Source organism: Williamsia sp. Y853 (genome assembly GCF_056786495.1).
On record NZ_JBXCJC010000002.1, the window covers coordinates 351,360 to 375,999 of the forward strand.

The window sequence follows — 24,640 nt, forward strand, 5'->3', positions numbered from 1 at the left end:
ACTATCTTTTATTGACCACACCAGTTCACCACCCCGACTCACATGTCGTCGGTGTCGATTCCGTGTGCGCTCCGGCTCGACCTGACTCTTCACAAGGGTTCGCTCTGACCGGGTTGAACTTCTGCGGTGGAGCTCGACCCCATGCGCCGACCGTCGAATGTGTCGCCGGCCAGTCAGTGGGTGAGGACCATCTCGTGTGTCTGCACGAGATCTTGCGAACCGCCTGGGCCCGTCGTCGCATGCTCGATGAGCACCGACGCGGTCTCGCCCTTCAGCCTGAGCACCATCACCCCGTTGTCAAACCATGGTCCGGCGTCGACCTGCCAGGTGATCGCATGATCGCCGAGGCCCGCCCGGCGGGCGAGGAAGTGTAGGAACTTGACCACGGGCCGCCGGATCGCGAGCCGATTCACCACCCGGATCGGCAAGTCGAGCGGGTTGCGGAACGGGGACATGGTCAGCTGATACAGCATCGTGTTGTTCGGCGGGGTATCGGTCAGTTCCGCCTGCGCAACGTAGGAACAGTGCACGTCGCCGGACAACCACAGAATGCTCGCCGGCGATTGCGGCCGGCTCACCAGTTCGCTGACGAGAGTCACCATCTGCTCGAAGGAATTGCCGAACGCAGCCCAATGCTCGAGATCGAGTGCCAGGCGCAGCTTCTCCCCTACCTTCGCCCACCGGCGACCCCAAGCACCTTGCGCGACAGCTTCATTCCATTGTTCGAGCTGGTGAAGCGCAGGCAGCATCAGATACGGCAGCGACGTACCGAACACGATATGCCGGGCGTCGGTGGTCAATGCCTGCTCGCAGAGCCATTTCCATTCGAGTTCGTCGAGCATTGCTCGCCCGTCCGGCGTGAGGTCGCGTGAGCACCGCGAGTCGATCATGATGATTCGGGTGTTGCCCAGATCCCGGACATAACTCCAGCGGGCCGACGCCGGATCGCTGTCGGCCCGAAGCGCGAAGTCCGACAGCAGCTTTTCTCGTTCCTCGGCACCACCCGCCGACCGCACCGCGAGGTAGAGCTCGTCCTTCGCCAATTCGTTCGGCGACAGGTTGCCCAGATGCTGGTAGATCCAGTACGAGGAGAACGCCCCCACCACCCGTCGGTGCCACCAGGGCTTCTGCTCCATTTCCTTCCGCCAGTCCGACGACGAGTTCCAGTCGTCGCGCAGGTCGTGGTCGTCGAGGATCATGCAGCTCGGAATGGTTGCCATCAACCCGGTCACCTGCGGCGCTCCCCAGGATTCCCGGTAGAGCCACGTGTACTCCTCGAAGTCACAGATCTCTTCGAAGACCTCGTCACCCAGTTCGGGATCGTTCCGCGTTTCGCGACGCTCACGGAGCAGTGCCTTGATCTCGGGCGACGGGTCATCGGCATACACCTGGTCTCCGAGCAACAGCAGCAGTTGCGGCCACAACTCGGCGTCCTGGTCTTTCACCTGAGCTGCCAACCCGGCAAGTCCATCGGCACCGATCGCCTTGAGCCGATCGTCGTCGTAGGTATCGCCTCGACGACACGAACCGAACGCGACGGTCAGTGCGTCGTCGTGCGCCGCCGTCCTCAACTGTCCTTCGGCACAGATCACCGGAGTCACCTCCGATCCCGGATCGCCCGACGGCGTCAGCGTCACCGTGTAGTCGATGACGCTGCCGGAGGGAAGACCGACCAGCTGCACGATCGCAAAGTGATGACCGTGCACGGACCACGTGTTCTCGGCGCCGATCTGGCCGGTGGACGTCCGGACCTCGGCGTTGCACTCGTCCTCGGTTTCCACCCAGACCGTGGCTCGCGTGGTGTCGACGTAGCGAAGGATCGGTCCGAGGACGAGTCCCGGCGTTCTCATGCTCATCCGTCCCACAGTTTCACCGATCCGCCGATTCCGCACGTTTCCTGGTCATCGCCGTTCGTGACCACGCGCGGCGCGCAGCCGATAGGTGGTCTGCTCTCGCAGCTGCGGGCGACCGGATCCGTGGGTACTATCCACGGGGACAGCGCTGCGGCGTTCAGTCACCGTAGGTCCAACGATTCCGTAGTGGGATAGGGGCGTTGACGATGACCACTCCGCATGTTCCACGACCAGCAGTGGTCGACATGGCCGGTCACCCGTACCTGTCCGGGGTCTTTGCGCCGCAGCGCAGCGAAGTCGATGTGCCCGCGCTGACCGTGGTCGGCGACCTGCCGACAGATCTTGTCGGCAGCTACCTACGCAACGGTCCCAACCCACGATTCGATCCGATCGGCAGCTACACATATCCGATCGATGGCGACGCCATGGTCCATCAGATCGACTTCGACGGGACATCGGTGTCGTACCGAAACCGTTTCGTCCGGACGCCGGCCGTCGTTTCGGAAGAGGAGGTCGGTCGCGCTCTGTGGTCCGGACTCTTTGATCCGTACTTCCCCAACGAAGACGATCTGGACGGGGACGAGAACACCGGACGCGATCTGCCCGACATCAACGTCGTCAAGCACGGCGGCCGACTGCTGGCAATGGCCGAGGCGGCACAGCCATATTCCCTTGATCCGGCCGACCTGTCGACCATCCGACGCGAATCGTGCGACGGCGCAATGCTCGGCGGCAGTACCGCGCACCCGAAGATCGACCCGGCAACCGGCGAGATGCTGCTCTTCAACTACGCGTTCGAGGCACCCTTTCTGACGTGGTCCGTTGTCGGCCCAGATGGAAACTGTACGCGCCCACCCACTCCCATCAACGGCGTCAATACACCGATGATGATTCACGACATGGCCCTGACCCAGCGTTACGCCGTGATCTTTGTCTGCCCACTGAAGTTCGACATCATCGCATCATTCACCACCGGCGCATCGCCCCTGGAATGGCTTCCCGAGCGGGGCACCCGCATCGCCCTGGTGCCCCGCGACGGCTCACCCGTGAAGTGGTTCGACACCGATCCGTTCTGGGTGTGGCACTTCGCCAATGCCTTCGACACCGAAAACGGTGAGGTGGCAGTCGATTACGTGCGGTGGAACGAGCCGACGAATCTGGGCGTGGCAACCGGGCCGGGAGTCGCCGACATCACCCGCACGCTGCTCGACCCCATCAGCGGCCGAGTCACCCACACAACGCTCAGCGACTCGATGGTCGAGTTCCCCCGTGTCGACGACCGGTCACTCACTCGGCCGCACACCGCCATCGCCTCAGCCGGGCAGCTACCCGGAGGCCGGCCCGGCATCGACACCCTGTTTTTCGACGATCTGACCACCGGCAGCCAAACCTTTTGGGATTCGGGCACAGTGGTCGTCGGCGAGCCCATATTCATGTCGGGTGCCACCAACGACTACTGGGGCACCATCGGCACCGACCGAGAGACCATGACGTCGTCGTTCTACGTCTTCCCCACCGACGATCCCGCCGCCGGACCTCTGTGCACGGTACAACTTCCGATCAGGGTCCCCGCCGGTCTGCACGGCGCATGGATGCCCGCGACGCCGCGGTAGACGCGGAGTTTCCCGCTGACATCTGCGGCCCATCGCAAAGAGGTCTCCACACTCAGTTCGTGTTCATCGCGCCTCACCCGTTATCGATCCTTCGCGAATCATCTACCAATAATCATTTACGATTCGCGATCAGAACCTATATAACGCAATATGCGCTAATTATTCCCACAAAGGTGCGTACCATCCACTGGGGGGAGTTTTTCGGACGAAAGTCCATCGCGATTCGATGATCCTGACCGATTCCACACAGGTCTCGAGAATGGAATTCGGCAACCTCACCGAGAGTCACTTTCATGTGAAAGTGAAACACCGTGTCACAGCTATCGCGAAATTCAGTCTTTCGCCGCAGAAAACCGGTCAATCGCAGATAATTTGGACGCAAATAATTTGGATCTGTAACGATCTGGTGGTATTTCGGGATACCAATCGTGAGTCCAACCATCAAAGCGAAATGAGTCAGAATGAAGAAACAGACCAAAGCAGCGATTGCAGCCGGAGCAGGGGCAATCATCCTCCTCGGCGGCGCCGGTAGCCTAGCCTACTGGAACGACTCCGGAAGCACTCCAGGCGGTATTGTCAGTTCGGGTGAGCTTTCGCTCGACGATTGCACAGGCGGCGGAACATGGACCGACGTGAACAAAGGCACCCAAATAACGAACATCACGGCGTTTCGAATTGTCCCGGGCGATGCAGTGTCGTACACCTGCAACACCAACGTGAACGCCAAGGGTGACAATCTGACAGCTACTCTCACTGCGAATATCGGCGCTGTGACCGGAGACGCCGAGTTGCTGGCCGCCCTGGGGACCCCCCAGGTGTCCGTGACCGCCAACGGCGCAGCGCTACCCACCGGACCCACCGGCGTGGAGATCTCACCCACACCAGGTAAACAGCCCATTGTTGTGACGGTGGCGTTTGAGTTCGACCCGACCACCACCGGCCAGGTCGGCCAGAATCAAGCCGTCAACCTCACCGCGACCACGCTGAACCTGGAGCAGAACACCAATCCAGCCACCCCTTGATCCGTGAAGAGGTATCGATGGTGGGCACTTGCCGCTGCAGCTGTTATTACGTTGGCGCTGTGGTCGACAAATCAGACGGGGGCATTTTGGCGGGACCAGACTGCCACGACTGGCAGCGGTATTCGTTCGGGTGAGCTGAAGATCCTTGCAGGCGGCGCAAACAACTATCCGTGGGCAGATTTCGGCGGCGAAAATCTGTCCTCTGGGTCGGTGGTACAACGACCACTGACGATTTCCGTCGGGGGTGATACGAATTCCGGAATTAAATCCGAATATCGCCTCCAATCGATGGTAGCGAATTCGATGGAGGTCCCACTGACGTTCACTGCATGGATCGTCAGCGGTGCGGCTGACTGCCCGGCATCGGGTAACCCCAATAGAATTGTCGGCGGTCCGTGGACGAGTTTCCCGGCCCCCACAGCCGCCCGTTCACTCGCTGTCGGCAAATCGGAGGTGTGGTGCCTGCGCGCTACTGTCGGAGCCGGCGCACAGCAAAACAAAAAGACGACGGTTACTCTCCGCTACCGGGTGGACCAAGCGATATGACGACCAGGATTCCTGAACGAAAAGACGACGGCCCGCTGTGGTGGGTCCGCACAATTGCGAGTTGGACCCTACTGTTGGCGATGTTTGCGATATTGACGGTGACCATCTTGATTCCGATGGTTGCGGGTGCCGAGAGGTTCACTGTGCTGACGGGATCAATGAATCCGACATATCCACCGGGGACATTGATCGTCGTCAAACCCGTCGACGCCGACGACCTCCAGATCGGCACACCCGTCACCTACCAGCTGGAAACCGGTAAGTCCGCGGTCGTGACCCACAGAATAGTTGCGTCCTCGCAGAACGCCCGCGGGGACCGTACGTTCACCACACAGGGCGATGCGAACGATGCTCCAGACGCGAAACCCGTTATCGCGGAACAGATCAGGGGTAAAGTTTGGTACTCCATCCCGTACCTGGGGTACGTCAACAACTGGCTCACGGGCCAGCACCGCGCGTGGATCGTCGGATCACTCGCGCTCGGACTGTTTACGTACGCGGGCGTCATGCTACTCGGGGGTGTGCGAGACGGCCGGAGGAGTCGGCGCGAGGAGTCGGTGACGGAGGAAGCAGACCATGCCACTCCACATTGACCCGGCTCTGATCGCAGAGAAACTCACCGGCCCGCTCGGTGTAAGAATACGTGCGCTACTGGCCCTGTGCATGGTTCTCGGTCTCGGCGCGGTCGGCACAATGGCCCTGTGGAGCAACTCGGCGAGTGCGACGTCGGGTGAGTTCAAAACCGGTGTGGTGGATCTGAGGGTCCTCGGAGTCAAGGCATACGTCTTCACCGGCTCACCAGGTTTCAGCATGGCAAATATGCTGCCCGGCGAAAGCAAGGCGGCAACGCTGAAAGTGCAGAACACGTTGTCATCGCTCCCGATCACCTACACGATGGCCGCGAGCACACCGGCGGGTGGTCCCGCGCTCGCCAACCACCTACGAATGACTGTTTTCGACGGCTCGTCACCCACGAATGGGACCTCGGGCGGTCTGGCAACCGGTAGTTGTAGCGGCACGCAGCTCGGCAGCTCGGTACTGAGCGCCAGTGGCTCAGTACCAGTGATGACCACTGCCCAACCGCTCGGTGCGGCCACCGGTACTGCGCAGGCCCCCAGCACACAAGACCTGTGCATCGTGGTTGCATTGGCTCCCGCCGCTCCGATGACCGTGCAGGCCCAATCGGTACCGTCGATCACCCTGAACTTCAACGCGACGTCCACATGAGTGAACCAACGGTCTTGCGCCCCGCGCGACCACGGCGGGTCCGTCTCATGCGGGAAATTGCTCTGACCTCCTCAGCCCTCGTCGGCCTGTGCTGCTTGATCGCAATGATCGCGGCGGTCTTCTTCGGTATCACGCCCCTGGTGTTTCAGTCGGGCTCGATGGAACCGACCATCCCCACTGGCGCCCTGGCATTCGCACAGAACGTATCCGCCACGGACATCAAACCCGGTGACGTCCTCAGCGTTGAGAACCAGCAGGGCATTCGCATCACGCACCGTGTCGTGTCAGTCGACTCATCCGCGGGTGGTGCCGTCGCGATGACACTTCGAGGCGATGCCAACGGTGCGTCCGATAACGAGAAATATGTGGTCGATGCGGCGAAACGCGTCATGTTCCACGTCGATGGGCTCGGTTATCTCGTGGCCTGGTTCAACACTCTCGCTGCCAAAATCCTCTGTGGGTTGATCGTCGTCGCCCTCGTCTGGCTCGTGATCTTCCCCAACGGTCGTCGATCGTCATCCGGCGCGGCAAAAAATTCGGTCATCACCGGGCGTGCCGCTGGGGGTGTTTCCCTGCTCGTTCTCGGGCTCGCAACAGTGGTCGTGATCGGTGCCGCCCACTTTCAAGGGACCGCCGCAGCATACTCCGATTCAGCCACTGCCACAACGGGTTCCTTCGCATCGAGAACCGCATTCGTCCCACGAATCAACGACCGAATCAATACTACCAACTATGTAACGTGCGAAAATGGTGGCAGCGCTTCGCAAGGTACGCCCACTCTGAAATGGCGACACATCGGCCCTCCCTACCAGTACCGAGTGATTACCCGCGAAACCAATGGCACCGTCCGGCGAACGGTCGACGTGGCTCCGCCGGTCACCGCAGCAGTTGGCTCGACAGTCTCCGTGACGTTGAACGCCATCGGATTCCCCGCGAGTTCTTCGATTACCTCGTACGACGCTGAAATCCACACAATGCTCCCGGGTGGAGCTGTCTCGTCCGAATGGCGTGGCTACCGGGTCTATACCGATGCCTCAGCCGCTCTGGCCGCGAACATGCATTGTGGTCTGAGTGAACAGGATTCGACCGCGGGGTACGTCCCACCGCCGGCATCGATCAACTGCGCCACAAACACTCCCGCCAAAACAGCAACAATCTCATGGCCTCATATCTCCGGATACACCTACCAGGTAACGGTTCGAGACCCTGGGACAGGCAACGTCGCTTATGTGGCGAGCATCAATACCCCAGCGGGTACTGCTGCGGGACAATCGATTCCCAGCACCATCGCCTTCGGCAACCTCACTACCGGTGCCCTCACCGGAACCGCGGCGAGAGCAGAGGTACGCACCCGGGCAACCAACGGAACCTACTCCACGGGGTACGTCTCGTATAACATCACGGCCAGCTCAGCGCCAGGTGTCGCCTGCGTTGCGGCCGGGCCGACCGCATCCCGAGTTGCTCCCACCCTGCCCGCCAGTACGACGCCCCGGGGTTCGACAACGACCCCGGCCACAACCGGCACCGAACCAATACCATCTGACACACCGCCCGGCGACACGAACACGACAGCGCCGCCGATCACAACCACGCCAACTGCTGAAGTCCCTGTGGAGCAGCCACTTTCACCGGTTTTGCGTTCACACTCCGGAAGCTATTCAGCCCAACTGATGCAGACCACTTCCGGGCCGGTCGTGGTCATCCGCGACGCGTCGAATGTGGAGGAATTTCGCACATCGGCGTCGGAACACACTGTCGCAGACTGGATGGATGGCTCAGACGAGTTGCGGGTTACCGATTCGGCCGGAGATCGGACCATCAGCCGCACATCTGGGATATGGACAATATCTCCATACGCACCGCCGCCGACTGAGGCACCTCCCACCGATGAGGGTCCGGCGGGATCGATACCGCCGCAGCCGCAGGAGCTCCCGCCGGCAACCGAGAATGTCCCCGCCGGGAGCTGATCACGCACCCGTAGCAGTTGTACCGGCGCTATTTCAGCTGCCACTTCACGGTGACCGAAAATCCGACGGTCTGCTGGCCCGGTTCCAGTGGCACCGAACTGTCGAGCATCGTGCGCTGTTGTTCAGACGCCGAAACAGCCTGCCCGGACGTGGTCTCGTCGATCGTCAACACGGCGCCGAGATCGTCGCCCGACAGATCTGCGTACTGCTGAGCGCGGCTTCGCGCGTCGTTGAAGGCTTCTTCCCGCGCATTGGCCACCAGCTCGGAATCGTCGTCGATGACAAACGACACGTTGCTGATCCGGACCGAGTTGCCGCCGGCTTCGGCTGCCGCCTTGAGCACGTCAGAACCCTTGGCAAGATCGCGGACGTTCACCCGGATCGAGTTGGTCGCCCGGTAGCCCGAGATCTGACTCGAACCGCCGGGGCCCGGATTGGTCATGTCAGGTGAGACCGTCACCTGCTGGGTCTGTACATCTTCGCGGGGCACACCGGCATTGACCACCGCATCGGTCACCGCGGTGATCTGTGCGTTGGCCGCATTGATCGCCGTCGACACGTCGTCGCCGGTTGTCTCGACACCGATATCGACCCGCAACGTGTCGGGCGCCCCCAGGACCTCACCGTTGCCGACCACCGTCACCGATCGTTGGTTCACCGGATCCGATGGGTTGTCGTCGCCACATGCCGCAAGGCCGAATACCAATACGGCGGAGCCGGCTATGGCGATGGCGGCCCGGCGCGGGCTCGGTGCATTCAGCACTCGCCTGCGGGCAATTGATCGAGGTTCTCTGTTATCCACGTGGCGACTGTATCGAGAATCGCTGTGCCATCACCGAAATCGCCGACACCGACACCGGCGGTGGCGCGGCAGCGGGGTTCACGGCGTCCGGACCACCGGCAGTGGCCACCAACCCCGCTTCACATTTATTACACCGTGACCGGGGCGCGCTGACCTGTGGCACCGTCAGTGCTCAGATGGCCGCCACGCGCCCATTCCCAGGAATGTGATGACGATCTGTTTTTCGGTCCGCCGGATCAACTCTTCTTCTTCACGGGTGTTCCGCGGATCCAGCTCGACCAGTTCGGCAACCGCATGGAGCATCACGGTGACGATCAGATCTCCGGCGACCTCGAGATCATCGGCGGGCCAGTGTGCCAATTCGGGTATGCGGGAGAGGTCGATGGCCAGCTCCCGCGACAGCAGTTTGAGCTCGGTGTCGATGGCCCGGCGGACCTCGGTACTCCCGCCGTACTGCTCTCGTACGAGAAACCGGAACTGCGATTCGTTGGCGCGGGCCTGCCGGACCACCACGGCCAGGGAGTCCTTTGCGGTGGGCATGGCCGTGCGGGCGGCGAGATCTCGACGACCATCCCGCAACATGCGACGCAGGGTCCGCATCGCATCCTCGACCAGGGTGACACCCACCTCTTCCATCGAGGCGAAGTGCCGGTAGAACGCGGTCGGCACGATTCCGGCCCGCTTGGTCACCTCACGCAGACTGATCGACGAGAAGCTGCGTTCCCCCACCAATTCGAGAGTCTCGTCGAGCAGAGCCTGGCGGGTACGGCTCTTCTGCTCGGCCCTGGTCCGCGACACCTCGGCAACACGCTCCGAGGACGCAGAATCACGCCGAGAACCACTGTGGGTGCTCGAGCTGTGATGTTTGGAACTCCGTGACACGCAGCTGAGTGTACGTCCGTACACCAGAGATTTCTGCAACCCCGTAGTCAAAAAGTGGTGGCCGTTACACAAAGAACCCTTGACGGCAGGGGGTGCGGTGATGCGACACTGCTAGTGAACAGTCGTGCACTGAACGAAAGGACTCGACCATGTCGAGAACCATTTCCAGATTCCTCGGCCCAGTACTCGAAGCTGCCCTCACTCCCCATGCTGTCGACCGCTACCTGGAGCTGATCGATCCCCGCATCACCTGGACCGAGCTACGCGCCGAGATCGTCGACGTACAACGCCGCTCGCCGCGCTCGGTGACGTTGCTACTGCGTCCGACCCGCCAGTGGACCGGATTCGAAGCCGGTCAGTTTGTCCAGGTCAGCGCCGTTGTCAAAGGTGTGCGACATACGCGTTGCTACTCGCCGGCCAACAGTGCCACCACGCGTGACCACATCGAGCTGACACTGACTGCGCACGACGACGGAGTCGTCTCCCGGCACCTGCGCGACCATGCCGCACCTGGACAAGTCCTGGGACTCTCGCCCGCGACCGGAACGTTCACGCTGCCCGCCGAGCGGCCCGATCGGATGATCTTCATCAGCGGTGGCAGCGGCGTTACACCTGTGCTCTCAATGTTGCGAACACTTGTAGCCGAGAACTACCGCGGACACGTCGACTTCATCCACTACGCGCGCAGCGCCGACGATCACCCGTACGCACGTGAACTCGGCGCCATCGCCGCCGACCACCCCGAGTGGAACATCGACACGCACTTCACCCGCCCGACCGGCGACAGATCGTTGGCGGAGCACTTTCGCCCCGAACACCTGCCCAGCGCCTACGCAGCCGACGCCCCGGTCTTTCTCTGCGGCCCGTCCGCACTGCACAACAGCGTGCGTGACCACCTGACCGACATCGGCGCGATCGACAATCTGCACATCGAGCAATTTGTGCTCGTCGCACCGGCCGATGATGACGATGCCCCCGCACACGGGCAGCTCAGCTTCGCGGCCAGCGGCAAGAACGCACCCAACAACGGTGCGTCCATCCTCGAACAGGCCGAGAGCGCGGGCCTACAACCAGAATTCGGCTGCCGGATGGGCATCTGCTTCTCGTGCAGCGCGATCAAGCGCTCCGGGCTGACCAAGAACATCCTCACCGGCGACACCGACACCGAATCCGATCAGCACATCCAACTCTGTATCAGCAAACCGGTCGGCGACTGCGTCATCGACATCTGACAGCCCCCCACTCGCCCCGCAACCCCAATTTTCCGACAACTCTGTAGGAGTCACCATGACCACCAACGAACTTGTCCTCACCCATGAAAAGGTCGAAGAACTCGGCCGCGAACTCGATGCACTGCGCGCCCGGGTCGTCGCCGACCTCGGCGACGCCGATCGTGAGTACATCTACTCCATCATCAAGACGCAGCGCGCTCTTGAAGTTGCCGGACGCGCCCTGATGTATTTCCCGTTCATCCCACCGGCCTGGCTTGCCGGCGTCGGGGCATTGAGTGTCTCGAAGATCCTCGACAACATGGAGATCGGGCACAACGTCATGCACGGCCAGTACGACTGGATGCGTGAACCCGGCTTGAACTCACGCGAGTTCGAATGGGACACAGTCTGTCCGGCAGATCAGTGGCGACACAGCCACAACTACATGCACCACACCTTCACCAACATCGTGGGCCAGGACCGCGACATCGGCTACGGCATCCTCCGCATGGACCGCGACCAGAAGTGGAACCCCTACTACCTGGGCAACCTCGCCTGGGCGAGCGCACTGATGGTGCTGTTCCAATGGGGTGTGATGCTGCACGACCTCGAGACCGAGAACATCCTGGCCGGCAAACGTAAGTGGACCGATGTCAAGGGTCTGGTGAAGGGCATGTGGCACAAGGCCAGCCGACAGGTCCTCAAGGACTACGTCATCTACCCCGCACTCACCGGACCGTTCTTCGTCAGCACGCTGGTGGGTAACGCCGGCGCCAACCTGGCGCGCAACGTGTGGACGTTCTCCATCATCTTCTGCGGCCACTTCCCTTCCGGTGTGCAGACTTTCAGTCAGGAAGAGACCAAAGACGAAACCCGTGGCCAGTGGTACCTGCGACAGATGCTCGGATCAGCCAACATCAGCGGCACACCGTTGTTCCACATCATGAGCGGCAACCTCTCGCACCAGATCGAGCACCACATCTTCCCCGACATCCCGGCCAACCGCTACCCGCAGATCGCAGGGGAGGTCCGCGAACTCTGCGAGCGCTACGGATTGCCTTACAACACCGGCAGTTTCAGTCATCAGATCGGATCGACCTGGCGGAAGATCGCCCGGCTGTCATTGCCCAACTCGTGGCTGGCCGATGATGCCCAGTTCAGTGTTAAGGTCGAGTCCAAAGTTGCTGCCTAACGCCGAATCCTCTGACGAAATGGGACGATTCCGGCATCGACACGGAAGGCCCTCATGGTCTCGCAATTCGAACGCAACAAGGACATCGCCCAGGAACTGATCGAACAGACCACTCACCGGGTCGGGCGGATCGCGTCGATCATCACCGGAGCGGTCGTCGACGTCACCAGGGAGATCGGTGATCTGATCACCGATGGCATCGAAATGCGTGAGGCATCCAAACGTGCCCGCCTCGACGAGCCCGAACGCACAGACGGTCCGAGTATCTAGATGACCGCGCCGATCTACGAGCGGCGCAATCTCGCGATGGCGATCCTCGCCTTCGCAATGTTCATGGATCTCATGGACGTGACGATCGTCAACGTGGCGATTCCTTCCATCCGCGGCGATCTCGACGCCACACCGGCACAGATCGAATGGCTGGTCGGCGGCTATGTGTTGGCGTTCGCAGGCGTCCTCATCACGGCCGGACGTCTTGGTGACCGCTATGGCCGCCAAAAGGTCTTCCTCGTCGGCATTGTCGGGTTCACCCTGGCCTCGGTCCTGGCGTCCACCGCGCAGACCGGCGACATCCTGGTGGCCTCGCGGGTGCTGCAGGGCTTCTTTGCCGGGCTGATGGTTCCGCAGGTTCTGGCCAACGTGCAGGTCCTTTACCGCCCCAAGGAGCGCGCGCCGGTCTTTGCGATCCTCGGCACCATCACCGCGATGGCGGCGGTGATCGGTCCGGTTCTCGGCGGCTGGCTGGTCACCGACAACCCGTTGGGCGGCGAGTGGCGGGCGATCTTCATCATCAACGTCCCGATCGGCATCATCATCGCGGTGGCCGGCTGGTTCCTGATCCCCAACACCAAGTCCGAGAAGGTCACCAACCTCGACCTCCTCGGCGTGGTGCTCGCCGTCGGCGGCGTGCTGTTGCTCGTTTATCCCCTGGTGGAGGGGCGGCAGCTGGGCTGGCCCACATGGTCGTTCGTGATGATGGCGCTGTCACCGGTGGCATTGACCGCATTCGTGTTCCAACAACGGCGACGCACGACCGAGGGCAGCGCGCTGATCCCACTGCGGCTGTTCAGCAATCGCGGGTTCGTCGGTGGTTCGGCCATCCAGTTCCTGTTCCAGGGTTCGATCACGTCGTTCTTCTTGATCCTGGCGCTCTATGTACAGGTCGGGCTCGGCTTCGAGGCCATCACCGCCGGCGCGATGACGCTGCCGTTCAGTATCGGTGCCACGATCGCCGCCGGTATCGGAGCCGCGTTGACCACCCGACTCGGACGCAATCTGCCCTTGATCGGCGGTCTCATGATGAGCGCGGGCACCGCCTGGACCATCGTGGTCATCCGAGACGCCGACGCGGCCTTCTCGAGCTGGGACACCGTCTTCCCGATGGCCCTGGCCGGCCTCGGCCTGACCATCATGTTGGTGCCACTGCTCGACATCGCACTATCCACGGTGGACGTGTCCGATTCCGGTGCGGCGTCAGGCACATTGAACACGTTTGCCCAGATCGGCGGCGCCGTCGGGGTGGCCGTCACCGGCGTGCTCTTCTTCGGCGAGGCCGGTCGCTACACCCAGCCAGAATTGCTTCACGCGTTCACGATCGCCGCCTGGGTGCCGATCTGCGGATACGCCCTGTGCGCCGCGGCAAGCTTCCTGTTGCCCGGGCTCAGTGCCGTCAAGAAACACGCCGAAGAACAAGAACGCCTCGCCGAACTCGAAGAACCCAGCCCCGCCTGACCCCGATGATGTGGTGTTTTGGCGAGTAAAACCGCAGGTGAGCTGCGCCAAAACAGCACATCATCGGGGGTTGGGGGCAGGGTGGGCGCAATTGTTGGGACGGGCCAGATCGGCCGGTAGCCTGGGCCGGTGCTGACTTTTCCGAATCCCGTCAACGACTACGCCGCGCGATCGACCGCCGGCCTGGTGGTGTTGCTCGCCGTGGCGGCGATCGTGATCAACAATCCCATCGTGTACGCGGTGCTGGCGATCGGGTTTGCATTGCGGGTGGCATCGGGGCCCACGCTCTCACCGTTCGGACAGCTCTCCGTCCGCGTCGTCGTTCCGCACCTCATCAAGAAGACAAAGCTGGTTCCCGGTCCGCCGAAACGATTTGCTCAGACGATCGGACTGGTCTTCAGTGGTTCTGCGCTGATCCTGTCGCTACTCGGCCTCGGACTGGCCGCCCAGATCGTGACCGGACTGCTGGTGGTGGCCGCACTTTTGGAGTCGGTCCTCGGGTTTTGCCTGGGCTGCACCATCTTTGGCTTTTTACAGCGCGCCGGTGTGATCCCGGAGAGCGTCTGCGAGGCCTGCAACAACATCTCGCTGCGCGCACCCGTCACACCCTGACCTGGTTACTTCGGGATCGGGTCCGCGGCGGCCAGAACGGAGTCGTGCAGAACGCGTACCAACCGGATGAAGTCCTGCTGTTCCGCCGGAGTCAGAGGCCCGAGTATTTTTCCTTCTGCGCGTTGAATCGCGTCCTGGGTCCGGTCGCGGATCTGCTGCCCCTCCGCCGTCAACGCCACCAAACGGACGCGACGGTCGGACGGATCGGGTCGGCGCGTGATCATCCCCCGCCCTTGCAGGTTGTCCAGAATCGGGATCAGACGCGATTTGTCTGCACCGATTGCCGACGCCAACGCCTGTTGGGTCCGGACCGGCCCTTCTCCGAGTTCCAGCAGCACGGAATACGCCCACATGGTCAGGTCGTTCTCGGCCAAGATCGGCTCTTCGATCTCGATCAGGGCACGGGCGAGCGGCAACAACATCGCTGCCAGATCTGGTCGCGGTTGCTCACTCATGTCATCAAACTATCGCGTTCGGGCTATCCGTAAGCAACGTGCATACGATATGCTTGCGCTTATGAATAAGCCCTTGCAGACATCTCACACCCAAGCCGTACAACTCACCGTCGATGCAGTGCGGTTGATCTCGCCCGACCAGCTGACGAGGCAGACCCCGTGCGCCGAGTGGAATCTGGCGGAACTCCTGGACCACATGACCGTGCAAAACAATGGCTTCGCCGCAGCGGCCGCAGGCAACGGTAGCGACGACGCACTGTGGACCACCGGAACGCAGCGCGACGATCCGGTCAGCGACTACTTGGAATCAGCCACCGCGGTGACCGCGGCGTTCGCGCAGCCCGGCGTCGCCGATCGGCACTTCGCACTGCCGGAACTGTCCCGCGATCAGACATTCATCGGTTCCCAAGCGATCGCCATGCACCTGGTCGACTCCCTCGTCCACGCCTGGGACGTCGCGCGTGCCATCGGTCGTCACATCGACCCCGACCAGAAGCTGACGGATCTGGCGCTACAAATCGCCCAGCAGGTTACTGATGGCGAAACCCGCCGCCTGCCCGGTGCCCCTTTCGAGCCACGGACCGAACATCCAGCCAACTCGACCGGACTGGACCGGACGCTGGCGCTGCTCGGGCGCTCACCGCAGTGGCCATCGACCTGAGCCCGCTTCTCATCTGCAGGCAGAGCCGCCACCGGCCGAAGACACCGGTCCAAAAACCCCGGTTCAGTCCGCTTTGATCAGCGAAAGCGCGATTCCGTCAAGGATGTCGTGTTCGGAGACAACAAGATCGGTGATACCGGTCCGCTCCCCGATCATCTCTGCGAGTTCCAGGGTCACCAGCGATCCGCCACCGATGACGTCGACGCGGCCCGGATGCATCGGCCCGAGTGCAGCCCGCTCCGTCCGCGGCATCCGCACCAGGTCCCAGCACACCTGCGACAGCCTCTCGAAGCCGATGCGCGAGAGATGAATCCGCTCGGAGTCGTATTCCGGTAGGTCTGCGGCCAGGGCCGCGAGGGTGGTCATCGTTCCGGCCACGCCCACAAATGTCTTTGCCCCGTCGATGTCGACGTGCGAAAAAGCCTCACCCAGAAGCGCTTTGATCACCGAGATGGCATCGCCGATCTCGGCGTCGGTGGGAGGATCGCTGTGCAGGCAGCGTTCGGTCAGCCGGACACAGCCGATGTTGGCCGAATACGCGGCATGGACGCCGTCGCCGTCGCCCATCACCACCTCGGTGGACCCGCCACCGAGATCGACAACCACAAACGGCCCCTGCGCAGGATCGAGGTCGCCCACCGCACCGGCAAAGCTCAACCGCGCTTCCTCATCGCCGGAGATCACCTCGGCGACCGCGCCCGGTGACACCGCACCAAGCAGTTCCCGGGTCATCGCAAAGAACTCGTCGCGATTGGCGGCGTCCCGGGTGGCCGAAGTGGCCACCATCCGGACCTCGCTGACACCGTGGGACTTCATGGTCGTCACGTAGTCGGCCAGTGCGACGCGGGTGCGTTCGATCGCCTCATCGGCAAACGCACCGGTGGCATCAACACCCTGCCCGAGCCGGACAACTCGCATCTCGCGATGCAGGTCGATCAGTCCGTCGTCCCCAGCGACGGCCACCAGCAGTCGGATCGAATTGGTGCCACAGTCAACCGCCGCGACGATGTCGCTCATGAATCCTCTTCGCGCGCAGGCAGTTCCGGCCAATCGGCGGGTATCGCGCTGCCGCGCAGTCCGGCTGCGGCGGCCAACGACACGGCCTCGTCACCAAATGGATTCAGGCCGGGACCCTTTGCCAGGGAATGCGCGATCAAGACGTGCAGGCACTTGACCCGGTCCGGCATCCCGCCGCCGGTGAAGTCGGTCCCCAACGATTCGATGGCGTCGCGTTCGGCCAGATACGACTCGTGGGCCCGACGATACTGCGCGGCCAGCTCTGGATCTTCGGCCAGGCGGGCCGTCATCTCCCGCATCACCCCTGCCGATTCCTGTCGACTCGCCTCGGCGGTCAGACGCGGATCGGTCAGGTAGTAAAGCGTGGGGAACGGTGTGCCGTCGGGTAGCCGCGGTGCGGTCTTGACGACCGCAGGTCGACCGTCGGGCGTGCGGTAGCTGACCTCGAGAACTCCGCGGGGCAAGCGTCCCAGCTGCTTTGCGATGAGGTCGAGATCATCTTGGGAGACTGATTGATTGGATTCTGAATTACTCATTTTTTCTCGGGCACAGATACCGATTCCCACAGGTTGGTGTACCAGGGGTTCTGGGCCTGCTTCTCCGCCTCACGCTCTTCGTCCGTCTTGCCCGGCGGTTCCGGGTACTGCATCACCAGGGGCTTCTCCCCCGGCATCACAAACTGCAATCTTTCGCGCGCCTGCGCCTCGATATAGGCCGGGTCGCCCTGCTCGGCGACCTTCTCTTCGTAGTCGCGAACCTCTTGCTCGAGTTGCGAATTGCCGGCTCGCAGTTCGTCGAACTCGGTCTGCTGCGAGAAGTACGTCCGCATCGGCACCGCCAGCGACAACGCCAGCAGACTGAGCACCGCGGCGAGCACCACGGCCCGCTTCGGATTGATCGCCTCCCATCGCGACGACAACGCCGCCGCGGTCCGCGGCAACGTCATCGTCGGCGAGAGGGCGGTCCGCGATGTCGCCCGGGCCCGGGTAGGGCCGGGGCCGCCGCGACTGCGCGACCCCGACCGTGCCGGCCGGGCTCCGCCGTCAGCCTGCCCACGGCCCCGCTCACGCCGGGATGCGTCTTGCGATCCCGTTCGGCGACTTCGTCTTTCGGCCATGGCCTACGCGTCCATCAACTTTCGGTGCTTCTCAGCCCTCGAAGGAAAACCGCGGGAAGGCAAGATCGCCTGCGTACCGGGCTGCGTCGCCCAGACCTTCTTCGATGCGGAGCAGCTGGTTGTATTTGGCAACGCGCTCGCTACGAGCCGGTGCACCGGTCTTGATCTGTCCACAACCACATGCCACTGCCAGGTCGGCGATGGTGGTGTCTTCGGTTTCACCCGAACGGTGGCTCATCATCGTCTTGTAGCCGCTGTTGTGTGCCAGCGCCACGGCGTCGAGGGTTTCGGTGAGGGTGCCGATCTGGTTGACCTTCACCAGGAGTGCATTGGCCGCGCCGCGGTTGATGCCGTCTTCGAGACGCTCGGGGTTGGTGACGAACAGGTCGTCGCCGACGATTTGGACCTTGTCGCCGATTGCCTCGGTGAGCGCGATCCAGCCGTCCCAGTCATCCTCGGACAGTGGATCCTCGATCGAGACCAGCGGGAACTCGGTGAGCAGCTCGGCGTAGAACTCGGCCATCTGCGCAGCGGTGCGGATGCTGCCCTCGAAGGCGTAACCCTTGCCCTCGGTGTGGAACTCGGTGGCGGCAACGTCGAGCGCGAGCGCGACATCGGTGCCCAGCTTCAGGCCGGTGTTACCGATGGCCTCGCTGATCAGCTCCAGCGCTGCGCGGGTGCCTGCGATGTCCGGAGCGAAGCCGCCCTCGTCACCGAGACCGGTCGACAGGCCCTTGGCCTTGAGGACGGACCGCAGCGAGTGGTACACCTCGGCGCCCCAGCGCAGGGACTCCTTGAACGTCGGCGCTCCGATGGGCGCGACCATGAACTCCTGGACGTCGACACCGGTGTCGGCGTGCGCGCCGCCGTTGACGATGTTCATCATCGGGACGGGCAGGATGTGTGCGTTGGGTCCGCCCACGTAACGGAACAGCGGGAGTCCGGCCGACTCGGCAGCGCCCTTGGCCACGGCCAGGGAGACACCCAGTAGTGCGTTGGCACCGAGGCGGGACTTGTCGGGGGTTCCGTCGAGGTCGAGAAGCGCCTGATCGACCAGTCGCTGATCGTCGGCTTCGATGCCGATCACGGCCGGTGCGATCTCTCCGAGTACGGCCTCCACGGCCTTCAGAACGCCCTTGCCGCCGTAGCGATCGCCACCGTCGCGGAGTTCCACTGCTTCGTGCTCACCGGTCGAGGCGCCCGAGGGCACCGCCGCGCGGGTAAATGTTCCGTCGTCCAGAACAACTTCGACCTCGACTGTCGGGTTACCCCGCGAGTCCAGAATTTCGCGGGCTCCGACCTGATCGATGCTGGCCACGGCTCATCTCCTTCAGATGTTGATCACTGCACGTTCACGCCCGCACCGAGGAGGTGGCGCGTATCGCCTTAGAGCCTAATGCCCAAAGCAGCCAGATAACGATTGACGCACCGACGTCGATGCAGATGCGATCTGCCCAGATATCCGCAGACGCCGAACCGCCCAGAAATCAGTACGCAACGTTCACCGAGTAGGCGTTGGCATGATCGCGGACATCGAGGACGTATTGCATCGAGTTGTTGTAGACCTTGACCGCTTTCTCCCAGCCTTCGGGCGTGGTCAGGTCGCCCCCGGAGACACAGAGGTAGCGCGCCGCGGAGAGCGCTGCATCGTCGATGTTGTCCACATCGACCACACCGTCGCCGTTGGCGTCGACGCCGAAGCGTTCCCAGGTTGCCGGGATGAACTGGAACGGGCCCATCGCCCGGTCGAGCCGATTGTCACCGTCGAGCACACCGCCATCGGTGTCGGCGATCTTGGCGTTGCCTGCCGTCCCGTCGAGCGGTACCCCGCGGATCTCCGGCGAGACGTCGCCACTGGCGGCGATCTGCGCACCGCGATATTGACCGTGTTTGCTCTCCACGCCGGCGATCCCGGCGAGTGTTGTCCAGGTGATACCGCATTCGGGGTGTTGCTGACGTTGGATCTCCGCTGCGTTGCCGTAGGCCTCCAGCGCGACCAGCGGGATCCGGCTCTGCTCGGAGATCGGGGTCGCCCACTCACGCACCAGTTCAGCGGTGCGGCCGGGCGCGTTGATGTCGAAGTAGGGCACCGGCGCACCGGGGTTGGGTGGGATGCCCTCCGGGATCACCACCTCTGGCTTGGACGGTAGATCGAGGCATCCGGCACTCGCCGCCATCACGCCGACGATGGCGCCCATGACCGCCACCCGTCGGGCAATCGTTCGCCGAGCACTTCCCGGCTCTCGCCGACGCCCACACACCACCGTCATCCTCACTTCGTCTTCATCGACCCGCCACCTCAGTTGCGGGGTCACCATTCCACTGTGCCCGACCGGGCCGGGCTTGCCCGGCACCGAATCGCCGAACGACACGCCGAACTTCGATGAGCTTTGTCCGATTTGCCCGAATGCGCAGGTCGCAGAGGATGGGGCACAAAGTCCCCATCATGTCCCAACTCCAGAATTACCCCTCGGAGTTCCCCGGATTCCGTTGTACAGTCGCGTCTTAGGCAATCCGACCCTAACCAGGCCGAAATACAGAGGGAGCACAGTTGTACGTCGCTGACGGTAGTTCGGCACCCTCGGTGGCGACCCAATTGTTCGGGAGCGGACTGATCGGTCTTCGCGAGGGACTCGAGGCCGGGATCGTTGTCATGATCCTGGTCGCGTTCTTGGTGAAGTCGGACCGGCGGGACGCCCTCAAGTGGGTGTGGCTCGGTGTGGGTGCCGCGATCGTGATGGTGCTGACCATCTTCGTAGTCATCCATTACGGAACGTCGACGGTGACCGGCCTGACCGCAGAAGCCATCGCAGGCGTCACCTCGTTGGCAGCAGTGGCCATCGTGACCTTCATGGTGCTGTGGATGCGCACCGCCGCCGCGTCCATCCCCGGCGAACTCAAGGACTCGATGGCGCGCGCTCTCGAGGTCGGTGCGGGTGCGGTGGTGCTGTTGTCGTTTCTGGCCGTGGGACGCGAAGGTGTCGAGACCGCGTTGTTGATGGTCGGGTACGCCGAGAACACATCGGGCAGCAACTGGCCGCTCGTGGGGTTGGTCCTCGGAGTGGTCGTCGCCATCGGTGTCACCGTGTTGTTGTATCAGGGCACCGTCCGGATCAACTTCCAGAAATTCTTCACCTACACCGGCGCATTTCTGGTCGTTGTCGCCGCGGGCATGCTGGCGTACGCGATCCGGGCACTGCAGACCGTCGGCTGGCTCCCCGGATTGTCGAACACAGCCTTCGACATCACCGCGCAATACGACCAGTCATCTTGGTATGGAACGGTTCTCGCCGGAATCTTCAACTTTCGACCCGACCCGACGGTGCTCCAGGTCATCGGCTGGGCCATCTACCTGCTGGTCGTGATGACCTACTTCCTCTGGCCCCGTAAAGCGGCGGCGACCAGACCGCAACAGGCTCCTGTCACCGTCTGATTCACCACCTTTGAGAAAGGCTCCACCCCATATGAACCCAACCCGATCCGCGAAGGCCGTGGCGTTGCTGTGCGCGGCAGTCGTCGGCCCGCTCGTCTTGGCGGCCTGTACCGAGAAGGCCGAGGCCTCTGAAGGCGATATCGCCGTCACCTCGACCGATTCGAGTTGCGATCTCGCGACCTCGGACGCCAAGACGGGGAACGTGTCGTTCAACGTCACGAACAACGGCAACAAGATCACCGAGTTCTACGTGTACGGCAACAACAATCGCGTGCTCGGTGAGGTCGAGAACATCGGGCCCGGATTGACCGGCAAATTGACGGTCGAGATCGTGGAGCCGGGCACCTACGAGACCGCTTGCAAGCCCGGGATGGTCGGAACCGGTATCCGTGAAGCGCTGAACGTGACCGGCGAAACCAAGGAGAAGGCGAAGGTTCCGGCCGATGTCGAGCAGGCCAAGGCCTCCTATCTCGACTACGTCCGCGGGCAGGTCAACGGGTTTGCCGATCAAACCGCCGTGTTCGTCGCGGCGATCAAGTCCGGTGACCTCGACGCCGCGAGGGCGCAGTTCGGTCAAACGCGTACCTTCTACGAACGCATCGAGCCGGTTGCCGAGTCGTTCCCCGATCTCGATCCCGCGATCGACATGCGCTGGGACGACACCGAAGACGGCGCCGCGCCGTTCACGGGATTCCACCGCATCGAGCGCTTCCTGTGGGCACCGCAGACAAGCGACATCGGCGAGAACCCGGGCGATGTGACCCAGGCCGACTTCGACAACGCCCTGGCGACCGACAACAAGGCCGAAGCCGACAAGGCGGCCGATGAGTTGCTGGCCAACGTCAACGCGCTCAAGGCCGAGGTCGACAAACCCGACTTCGTCTTCGAGACCGGTTCGTTCGTAAAGGGCCCGCAGGCATTGATCGATGAGGTCGCGGCCACCAAGGTCGGCGGCGAGGAAGACCGCTACAGCCACACCGACCTGTGGGATTTTGCGGCCAACGTCGATGGATCCGAAACCCTCATCGCGGCAATGCAACCCATCATCGCAGCCAAGAACCCCGAGTTGATGGACAAGATCACCGCGCAGTTCGCGGCAGTGCGCGCATCCATTGAGGAGTATCAGACGGCGGACGGTTATCAGTCGTACGATCAGGTTCCGGAAGAGGCCCGCAAGGCGTTCTCCGATCAGATCGATGCACTCTCGCAGTCGCTGTCGTTGGTTCCCGGGTTGGTGATGACGCAATAGTGACCGAAGCAGACGGAACCGCACCCACCCCGGGTCAGCCGACCGAGCGCACCGGCGTCAGCCGCCGCGCGGTGCTCGGCGCTGCCGGGGTGGGTGCGGCTGCCATAGCAGCGGTCGGCGGTGTCGCCGTCGGCCGCGCCACAGCGTCCGAACCGAGTGGCGATCCGGCCGATCACGTCGTCCCGTTCTACGGACCACGCCAGGCAGGCATCGTCACCGAGGCCCAGGACCGACTGCATTTCGCGTCGTTCGACGTCATCACCGACAACCGCGACGAGCTGATCGACATGCTCAAACGGTGGACCGCGGCCGCAGAGCGTATGACGCGGGGGCTGGACACCGTCGAGGGCGGTGCGCTCGGCATGGGCGACTACACGCCGCCTGCCGATACCGGTGAGGCCCTGGGCTTGTCGGCGTCGTCACTGACGATCACCATCGGATTCGGACCAGGACTGTTCGGCCCCAGTGCCGCAAACCCCACCGGCCCGGACAGATTCGGTATCGCCGACCGCAAGCCGGCCGCGCTCACCGATCTCCCGGCGTTTGTGGCCGATGCCATCGAGCGTTCTCGCAGCTTCGGCGACATCGGTGTGCAGGCTTGCTCCGACGACCCCCAGGTCGCCGTCCACGCCATCCGAAACCTGGCCCGGATGGGGTTCGGGGTGGTCAGCGTGCGCTGGTCGCAGTTGGGGTTCGGACGTACGTCGTCCACCACCACGGCACAGGCCACGCCGCGAAACATGTTCGGATTCAAAGACGGAACCGCGAATATCAAATCCGATGACACCGAGGCGCTCGACGCGCACGTCTGGGTTGCCGAGAGCGACAACCCGCCGACCGCCCAGTGGATGACCGGCGGTTCGTACCTGGTGGCCCGGCGGATCCGGATGGACATCGAACCCTGGGACCGGGCGATGCTGCTCGAACAAGAACAAATCGTCGGACGTTTCAAGGGCAACGGGGCCCCACTGGGCAAGGTCGACGAGTTCGATGCGATGGACTTCAACATCAGCGACGGTGCCGGCCCACTCGTGCCCCGCAATGCCCATGTGCGCCTTGCCCATCCGGATAATCTCGGGGGTGTACGAATCCTGCGTCGCGGCTACAACTTCACCGATGGTTCCGACGGATTCGGGCACCTCGACGCGGGTCTGTTCTTCATCGCCTACTGCCGCGACGCCCATACCCAGTTCGTCCCGATGCAACGAGCGCTGGCGTCCAAGGACGCGATGATGGAATATCTCATGCACACCGGAACAGCCTTGTTCGCCTGTCCCCCAGGACTATCCGAAGGCGAATACTGGGGCCAGCACCTGTTCGAATAGCGCCCCCGAACCCCGATAGTGTGCCCTTTTGGCGAGCGTTTCCCCAGGTGAGCGCCGCCAAAAGGGCACACTATTGGGTCAGCGGGGGAAGTGGGTGCGCCAGTCGTCAGCGGTCTTGGGGGCTGTGGTTTCGGCGATGCGGATGTCGGCCATGAATGCCAGGACATTGCGGCGCAGCTGATCTTCGACGCTGGGTCCGTCGGCGGTGATTCGCACCTCGGTAACCTCGGTCGGGATCAGATCTGCCGGGAAGCCCGCCGCGGCAAGCCTTTCGAGCACTTTCTGAGTCAAGGCGAGTGACGGCTGATTGGTGGCGATACCGTCGAGCACCGATCCGCGCGCCTTCTCGGCGGCCTTCCGCGACTCCCACTCGTCGAGCTGGGTCTGCAGATCGATGCGCTCACCGCTGAGCACCCCTTGGGTGCGCGCCGACACCTTGTTGGTGAAAGCCCGTGCCACATCGTCGATGTCAAAAGGGTCTTCGGCGCGGTCAGCGGCGATCCGCGCGTGGAACAGCACCTGCAACAAGATGTCGCCGAGTTCTTCGAGCAGATGATCACGGTCGCCGGAGTCGATCGCATCGAGGAGTTCGTAGGTCTCCTCCACCAGATAGCGACGCAGCGACTCGTGGGTCTGATCACGCTCCCACGGACCGTCGAGGCGAAGCCGGTCCATCAACTCGACCGACGCCAACAACTCCCAACCGCTCGGTTGCCGACCCGACG

At 62.9% G+C, this 24,640-nt stretch carries 23 protein-coding genes and 1 pseudogene; 14 read left to right on the forward strand and 10 right to left on the reverse strand.

All coding sequences use genetic code 11. The features are described 5' to 3' along the window. Positions 1–173 precede the first annotated feature (173 nt). A complete protein-coding gene (locus AC1TPF_RS13600) occupies positions 174–1,856 on the reverse strand; it encodes a DUF7800 domain-containing protein (RefSeq protein ID WP_482138193.1) in 1,683 nt (560 codons plus the stop codon). 203 nt (positions 1,857–2,059) lie between these two features. Here AC1TPF_RS13600 and AC1TPF_RS13605 point away from each other — a divergent pair, with 203 nt between their 5' ends. The 5 genes from AC1TPF_RS13605 (at position 2,060) to AC1TPF_RS13625 (ending at position 8,228) form a co-directional block, all read left to right on the forward strand. Further along, a complete protein-coding gene (locus AC1TPF_RS13605; protein ID WP_482138192.1) occupies positions 2,060–3,466 on the forward strand; it encodes a carotenoid oxygenase family protein in 1,407 nt (468 codons plus the stop codon). 461 nt (positions 3,467–3,927) lie between these two features. Beyond that, on the forward strand, positions 3,928–4,488 hold the full coding sequence (locus tag AC1TPF_RS13610; protein WP_482138190.1) for an alternate-type signal peptide domain-containing protein: 561 nt from the start codon (positions 3,928–3,930) through the stop codon (positions 4,486–4,488). Positions 4,489–5,030: 542 nt separating this feature from the next. Next, positions 5,031–5,627, forward strand: coding sequence for a signal peptidase I (locus tag AC1TPF_RS13615; RefSeq protein WP_482138188.1), 597 nt, complete (start codon positions 5,031–5,033; stop codon positions 5,625–5,627). After that, on the forward strand, positions 5,611–6,261 hold the full coding sequence (locus tag AC1TPF_RS13620; protein ID WP_482138186.1) for a SipW-dependent-type signal peptide-containing protein: 651 nt from the start codon (positions 5,611–5,613) through the stop codon (positions 6,259–6,261). The genes AC1TPF_RS13615 and AC1TPF_RS13620 overlap by 17 nt, the downstream gene beginning before the upstream one ends. Positions 6,262–6,308: 47 nt before the next feature. Next, positions 6,309–8,228: a signal peptidase I gene (locus AC1TPF_RS13625; RefSeq protein WP_482144411.1), complete on the forward strand. Its 1,920-nt coding sequence runs from the start codon at positions 6,309–6,311 to the stop codon at positions 8,226–8,228. A gap of 28 nt (positions 8,229–8,256) precedes the next feature. On the opposite strand, the gene AC1TPF_RS13630 is transcribed toward AC1TPF_RS13625, so the two are convergent. After that, positions 8,257–9,030, reverse strand: a complete 774-nt coding sequence (locus tag AC1TPF_RS13630) for an SIMPL domain-containing protein (RefSeq protein ID WP_482138182.1) — start codon at positions 9,028–9,030, stop codon at positions 8,257–8,259. 165 nt (positions 9,031–9,195) lie between these two features. Continuing rightward, on the reverse strand, positions 9,196–9,912 hold the full coding sequence (locus AC1TPF_RS13635) for a TetR family transcriptional regulator (protein ID WP_482138180.1): 717 nt from the start codon (positions 9,910–9,912) through the stop codon (positions 9,196–9,198). Between the two features lie 149 nt (positions 9,913–10,061). On the opposite strand from AC1TPF_RS13635, the gene AC1TPF_RS13640 reads away from it, so the two are divergent. The 5 genes from AC1TPF_RS13640 to AC1TPF_RS13660 all read left to right on the forward strand — a co-directional run bounded on the left by AC1TPF_RS13640 (position 10,062) and on the right by AC1TPF_RS13660 (position 14,658). Then, complete coding sequence (locus tag AC1TPF_RS13640; protein WP_482144413.1) at positions 10,062–11,144, forward strand: ferredoxin reductase; 1,083 nt, start codon at positions 10,062–10,064, stop codon at positions 11,142–11,144. A 55-nt stretch (positions 11,145–11,199) separates the two neighbouring features. Continuing rightward, entirely contained in the window at positions 11,200–12,315 is a 1,116-nt protein-coding gene (locus AC1TPF_RS13645) for a fatty acid desaturase family protein (RefSeq protein WP_482144415.1), read from the forward strand. 54 nt (positions 12,316–12,369) lie between these two features. Beyond that, positions 12,370–12,585, forward strand: a complete 216-nt coding sequence (locus tag AC1TPF_RS13650; RefSeq protein WP_482144416.1) for a hypothetical protein — start codon at positions 12,370–12,372, stop codon at positions 12,583–12,585. Beyond that, positions 12,586–14,046, forward strand: a complete 1,461-nt coding sequence (locus AC1TPF_RS13655) for an MFS transporter (RefSeq protein ID WP_482138174.1) — start codon at positions 12,586–12,588, stop codon at positions 14,044–14,046. A 129-nt stretch (positions 14,047–14,175) separates the two neighbouring features. Next, complete coding sequence (locus AC1TPF_RS13660) at positions 14,176–14,658, forward strand: DUF4395 domain-containing protein (protein WP_482144419.1); 483 nt, start codon at positions 14,176–14,178, stop codon at positions 14,656–14,658. A gap of 5 nt (positions 14,659–14,663) precedes the next feature. On the opposite strand, the gene AC1TPF_RS13665 is transcribed toward AC1TPF_RS13660, so the two are convergent. Then, positions 14,664–15,113 carry a MarR family winged helix-turn-helix transcriptional regulator gene (locus AC1TPF_RS13665; RefSeq protein WP_482144421.1) on the reverse strand — a complete coding sequence of 150 codons (450 nt, stop codon included), beginning with the start codon at positions 15,111–15,113 and terminating at the stop codon, positions 14,664–14,666. A gap of 61 nt (positions 15,114–15,174) precedes the next feature. Between AC1TPF_RS13665 and AC1TPF_RS13670 the strand changes: the two genes are divergently transcribed. After that, positions 15,175–15,774 carry a TIGR03086 family metal-binding protein gene (locus tag AC1TPF_RS13670; protein ID WP_482144423.1) on the forward strand — a complete coding sequence of 200 codons (600 nt, stop codon included), beginning with the start codon at positions 15,175–15,177 and terminating at the stop codon, positions 15,772–15,774. 63 nt (positions 15,775–15,837) lie between these two features. Here AC1TPF_RS13670 and AC1TPF_RS13675 read toward each other — a convergent pair whose 3' ends face one another. The 5 genes from AC1TPF_RS13675 to AC1TPF_RS13695 form a co-directional block, all read right to left on the reverse strand. Further along, complete coding sequence (locus AC1TPF_RS13675) at positions 15,838–16,791, reverse strand: Ppx/GppA phosphatase family protein (RefSeq protein WP_482138168.1); 954 nt, start codon at positions 16,789–16,791, stop codon at positions 15,838–15,840. Beyond that, entirely contained in the window at positions 16,788–17,327 is a 540-nt protein-coding gene (locus tag AC1TPF_RS13680; RefSeq protein WP_482138166.1) for a DUF501 domain-containing protein, read from the reverse strand. Before AC1TPF_RS13680 ends, AC1TPF_RS13675 begins: the two co-directional genes overlap by 4 nt. Then, the gene (locus tag AC1TPF_RS13685; RefSeq protein ID WP_482138164.1) at positions 17,324–17,908 is read right to left on the reverse strand and encodes an FtsB family cell division protein; all 585 of its coding nucleotides are present in this window, start codon (positions 17,906–17,908) and stop codon (positions 17,324–17,326) included. The genes AC1TPF_RS13680 and AC1TPF_RS13685 overlap by 4 nt, the downstream gene beginning before the upstream one ends. Before the next feature lie 31 nt (positions 17,909–17,939). Continuing rightward, positions 17,940–19,226 carry a phosphopyruvate hydratase gene (gene eno, locus AC1TPF_RS13690; RefSeq protein ID WP_482138162.1) on the reverse strand — a complete coding sequence of 429 codons (1,287 nt, stop codon included), beginning with the start codon at positions 19,224–19,226 and terminating at the stop codon, positions 17,940–17,942. A gap of 169 nt (positions 19,227–19,395) precedes the next feature. Further along, positions 19,396–20,106: a lytic transglycosylase domain-containing protein gene (locus AC1TPF_RS13695; RefSeq protein WP_482144710.1), complete on the reverse strand. Its 711-nt coding sequence runs from the start codon at positions 20,104–20,106 to the stop codon at positions 19,396–19,398. 353 nt (positions 20,107–20,459) lie between these two features. On the opposite strand from AC1TPF_RS13695, the gene efeU reads away from it, so the two are divergent. The 3 genes from efeU to efeB are packed head-to-tail and all read left to right on the forward strand — an operon-like array spanning position 20,460 to position 23,915. Further along, positions 20,460–21,341: an iron uptake transporter permease EfeU gene (gene efeU / locus AC1TPF_RS13700; RefSeq protein ID WP_482144426.1), complete on the forward strand. Its 882-nt coding sequence runs from the start codon at positions 20,460–20,462 to the stop codon at positions 21,339–21,341. Positions 21,342–21,372: 31 nt separating this feature from the next. Further along, the gene (gene efeO, locus AC1TPF_RS13705; protein ID WP_482144428.1) at positions 21,373–22,590 is read left to right on the forward strand and encodes an iron uptake system protein EfeO; all 1,218 of its coding nucleotides are present in this window, start codon (positions 21,373–21,375) and stop codon (positions 22,588–22,590) included. Then, positions 22,587–23,915 (forward strand): iron uptake transporter deferrochelatase/peroxidase subunit, encoded by a 1,329-nt coding sequence (gene efeB / locus AC1TPF_RS13710; protein WP_482144711.1) that lies wholly within the window; start codon positions 22,587–22,589, stop codon positions 23,913–23,915. Before efeO ends, efeB begins: the two co-directional genes overlap by 4 nt. Positions 23,916–23,993: 78 nt before the next feature. On the opposite strand, the pseudogene AC1TPF_RS13715 reads toward efeB, so the two are convergent. Next, positions 23,994–24,626 (reverse strand): annotated as a pseudogene (locus AC1TPF_RS13715) (nucleoside triphosphate pyrophosphohydrolase); the annotation flags it as partial. Positions 24,627–24,640 lie beyond the last annotated feature (14 nt).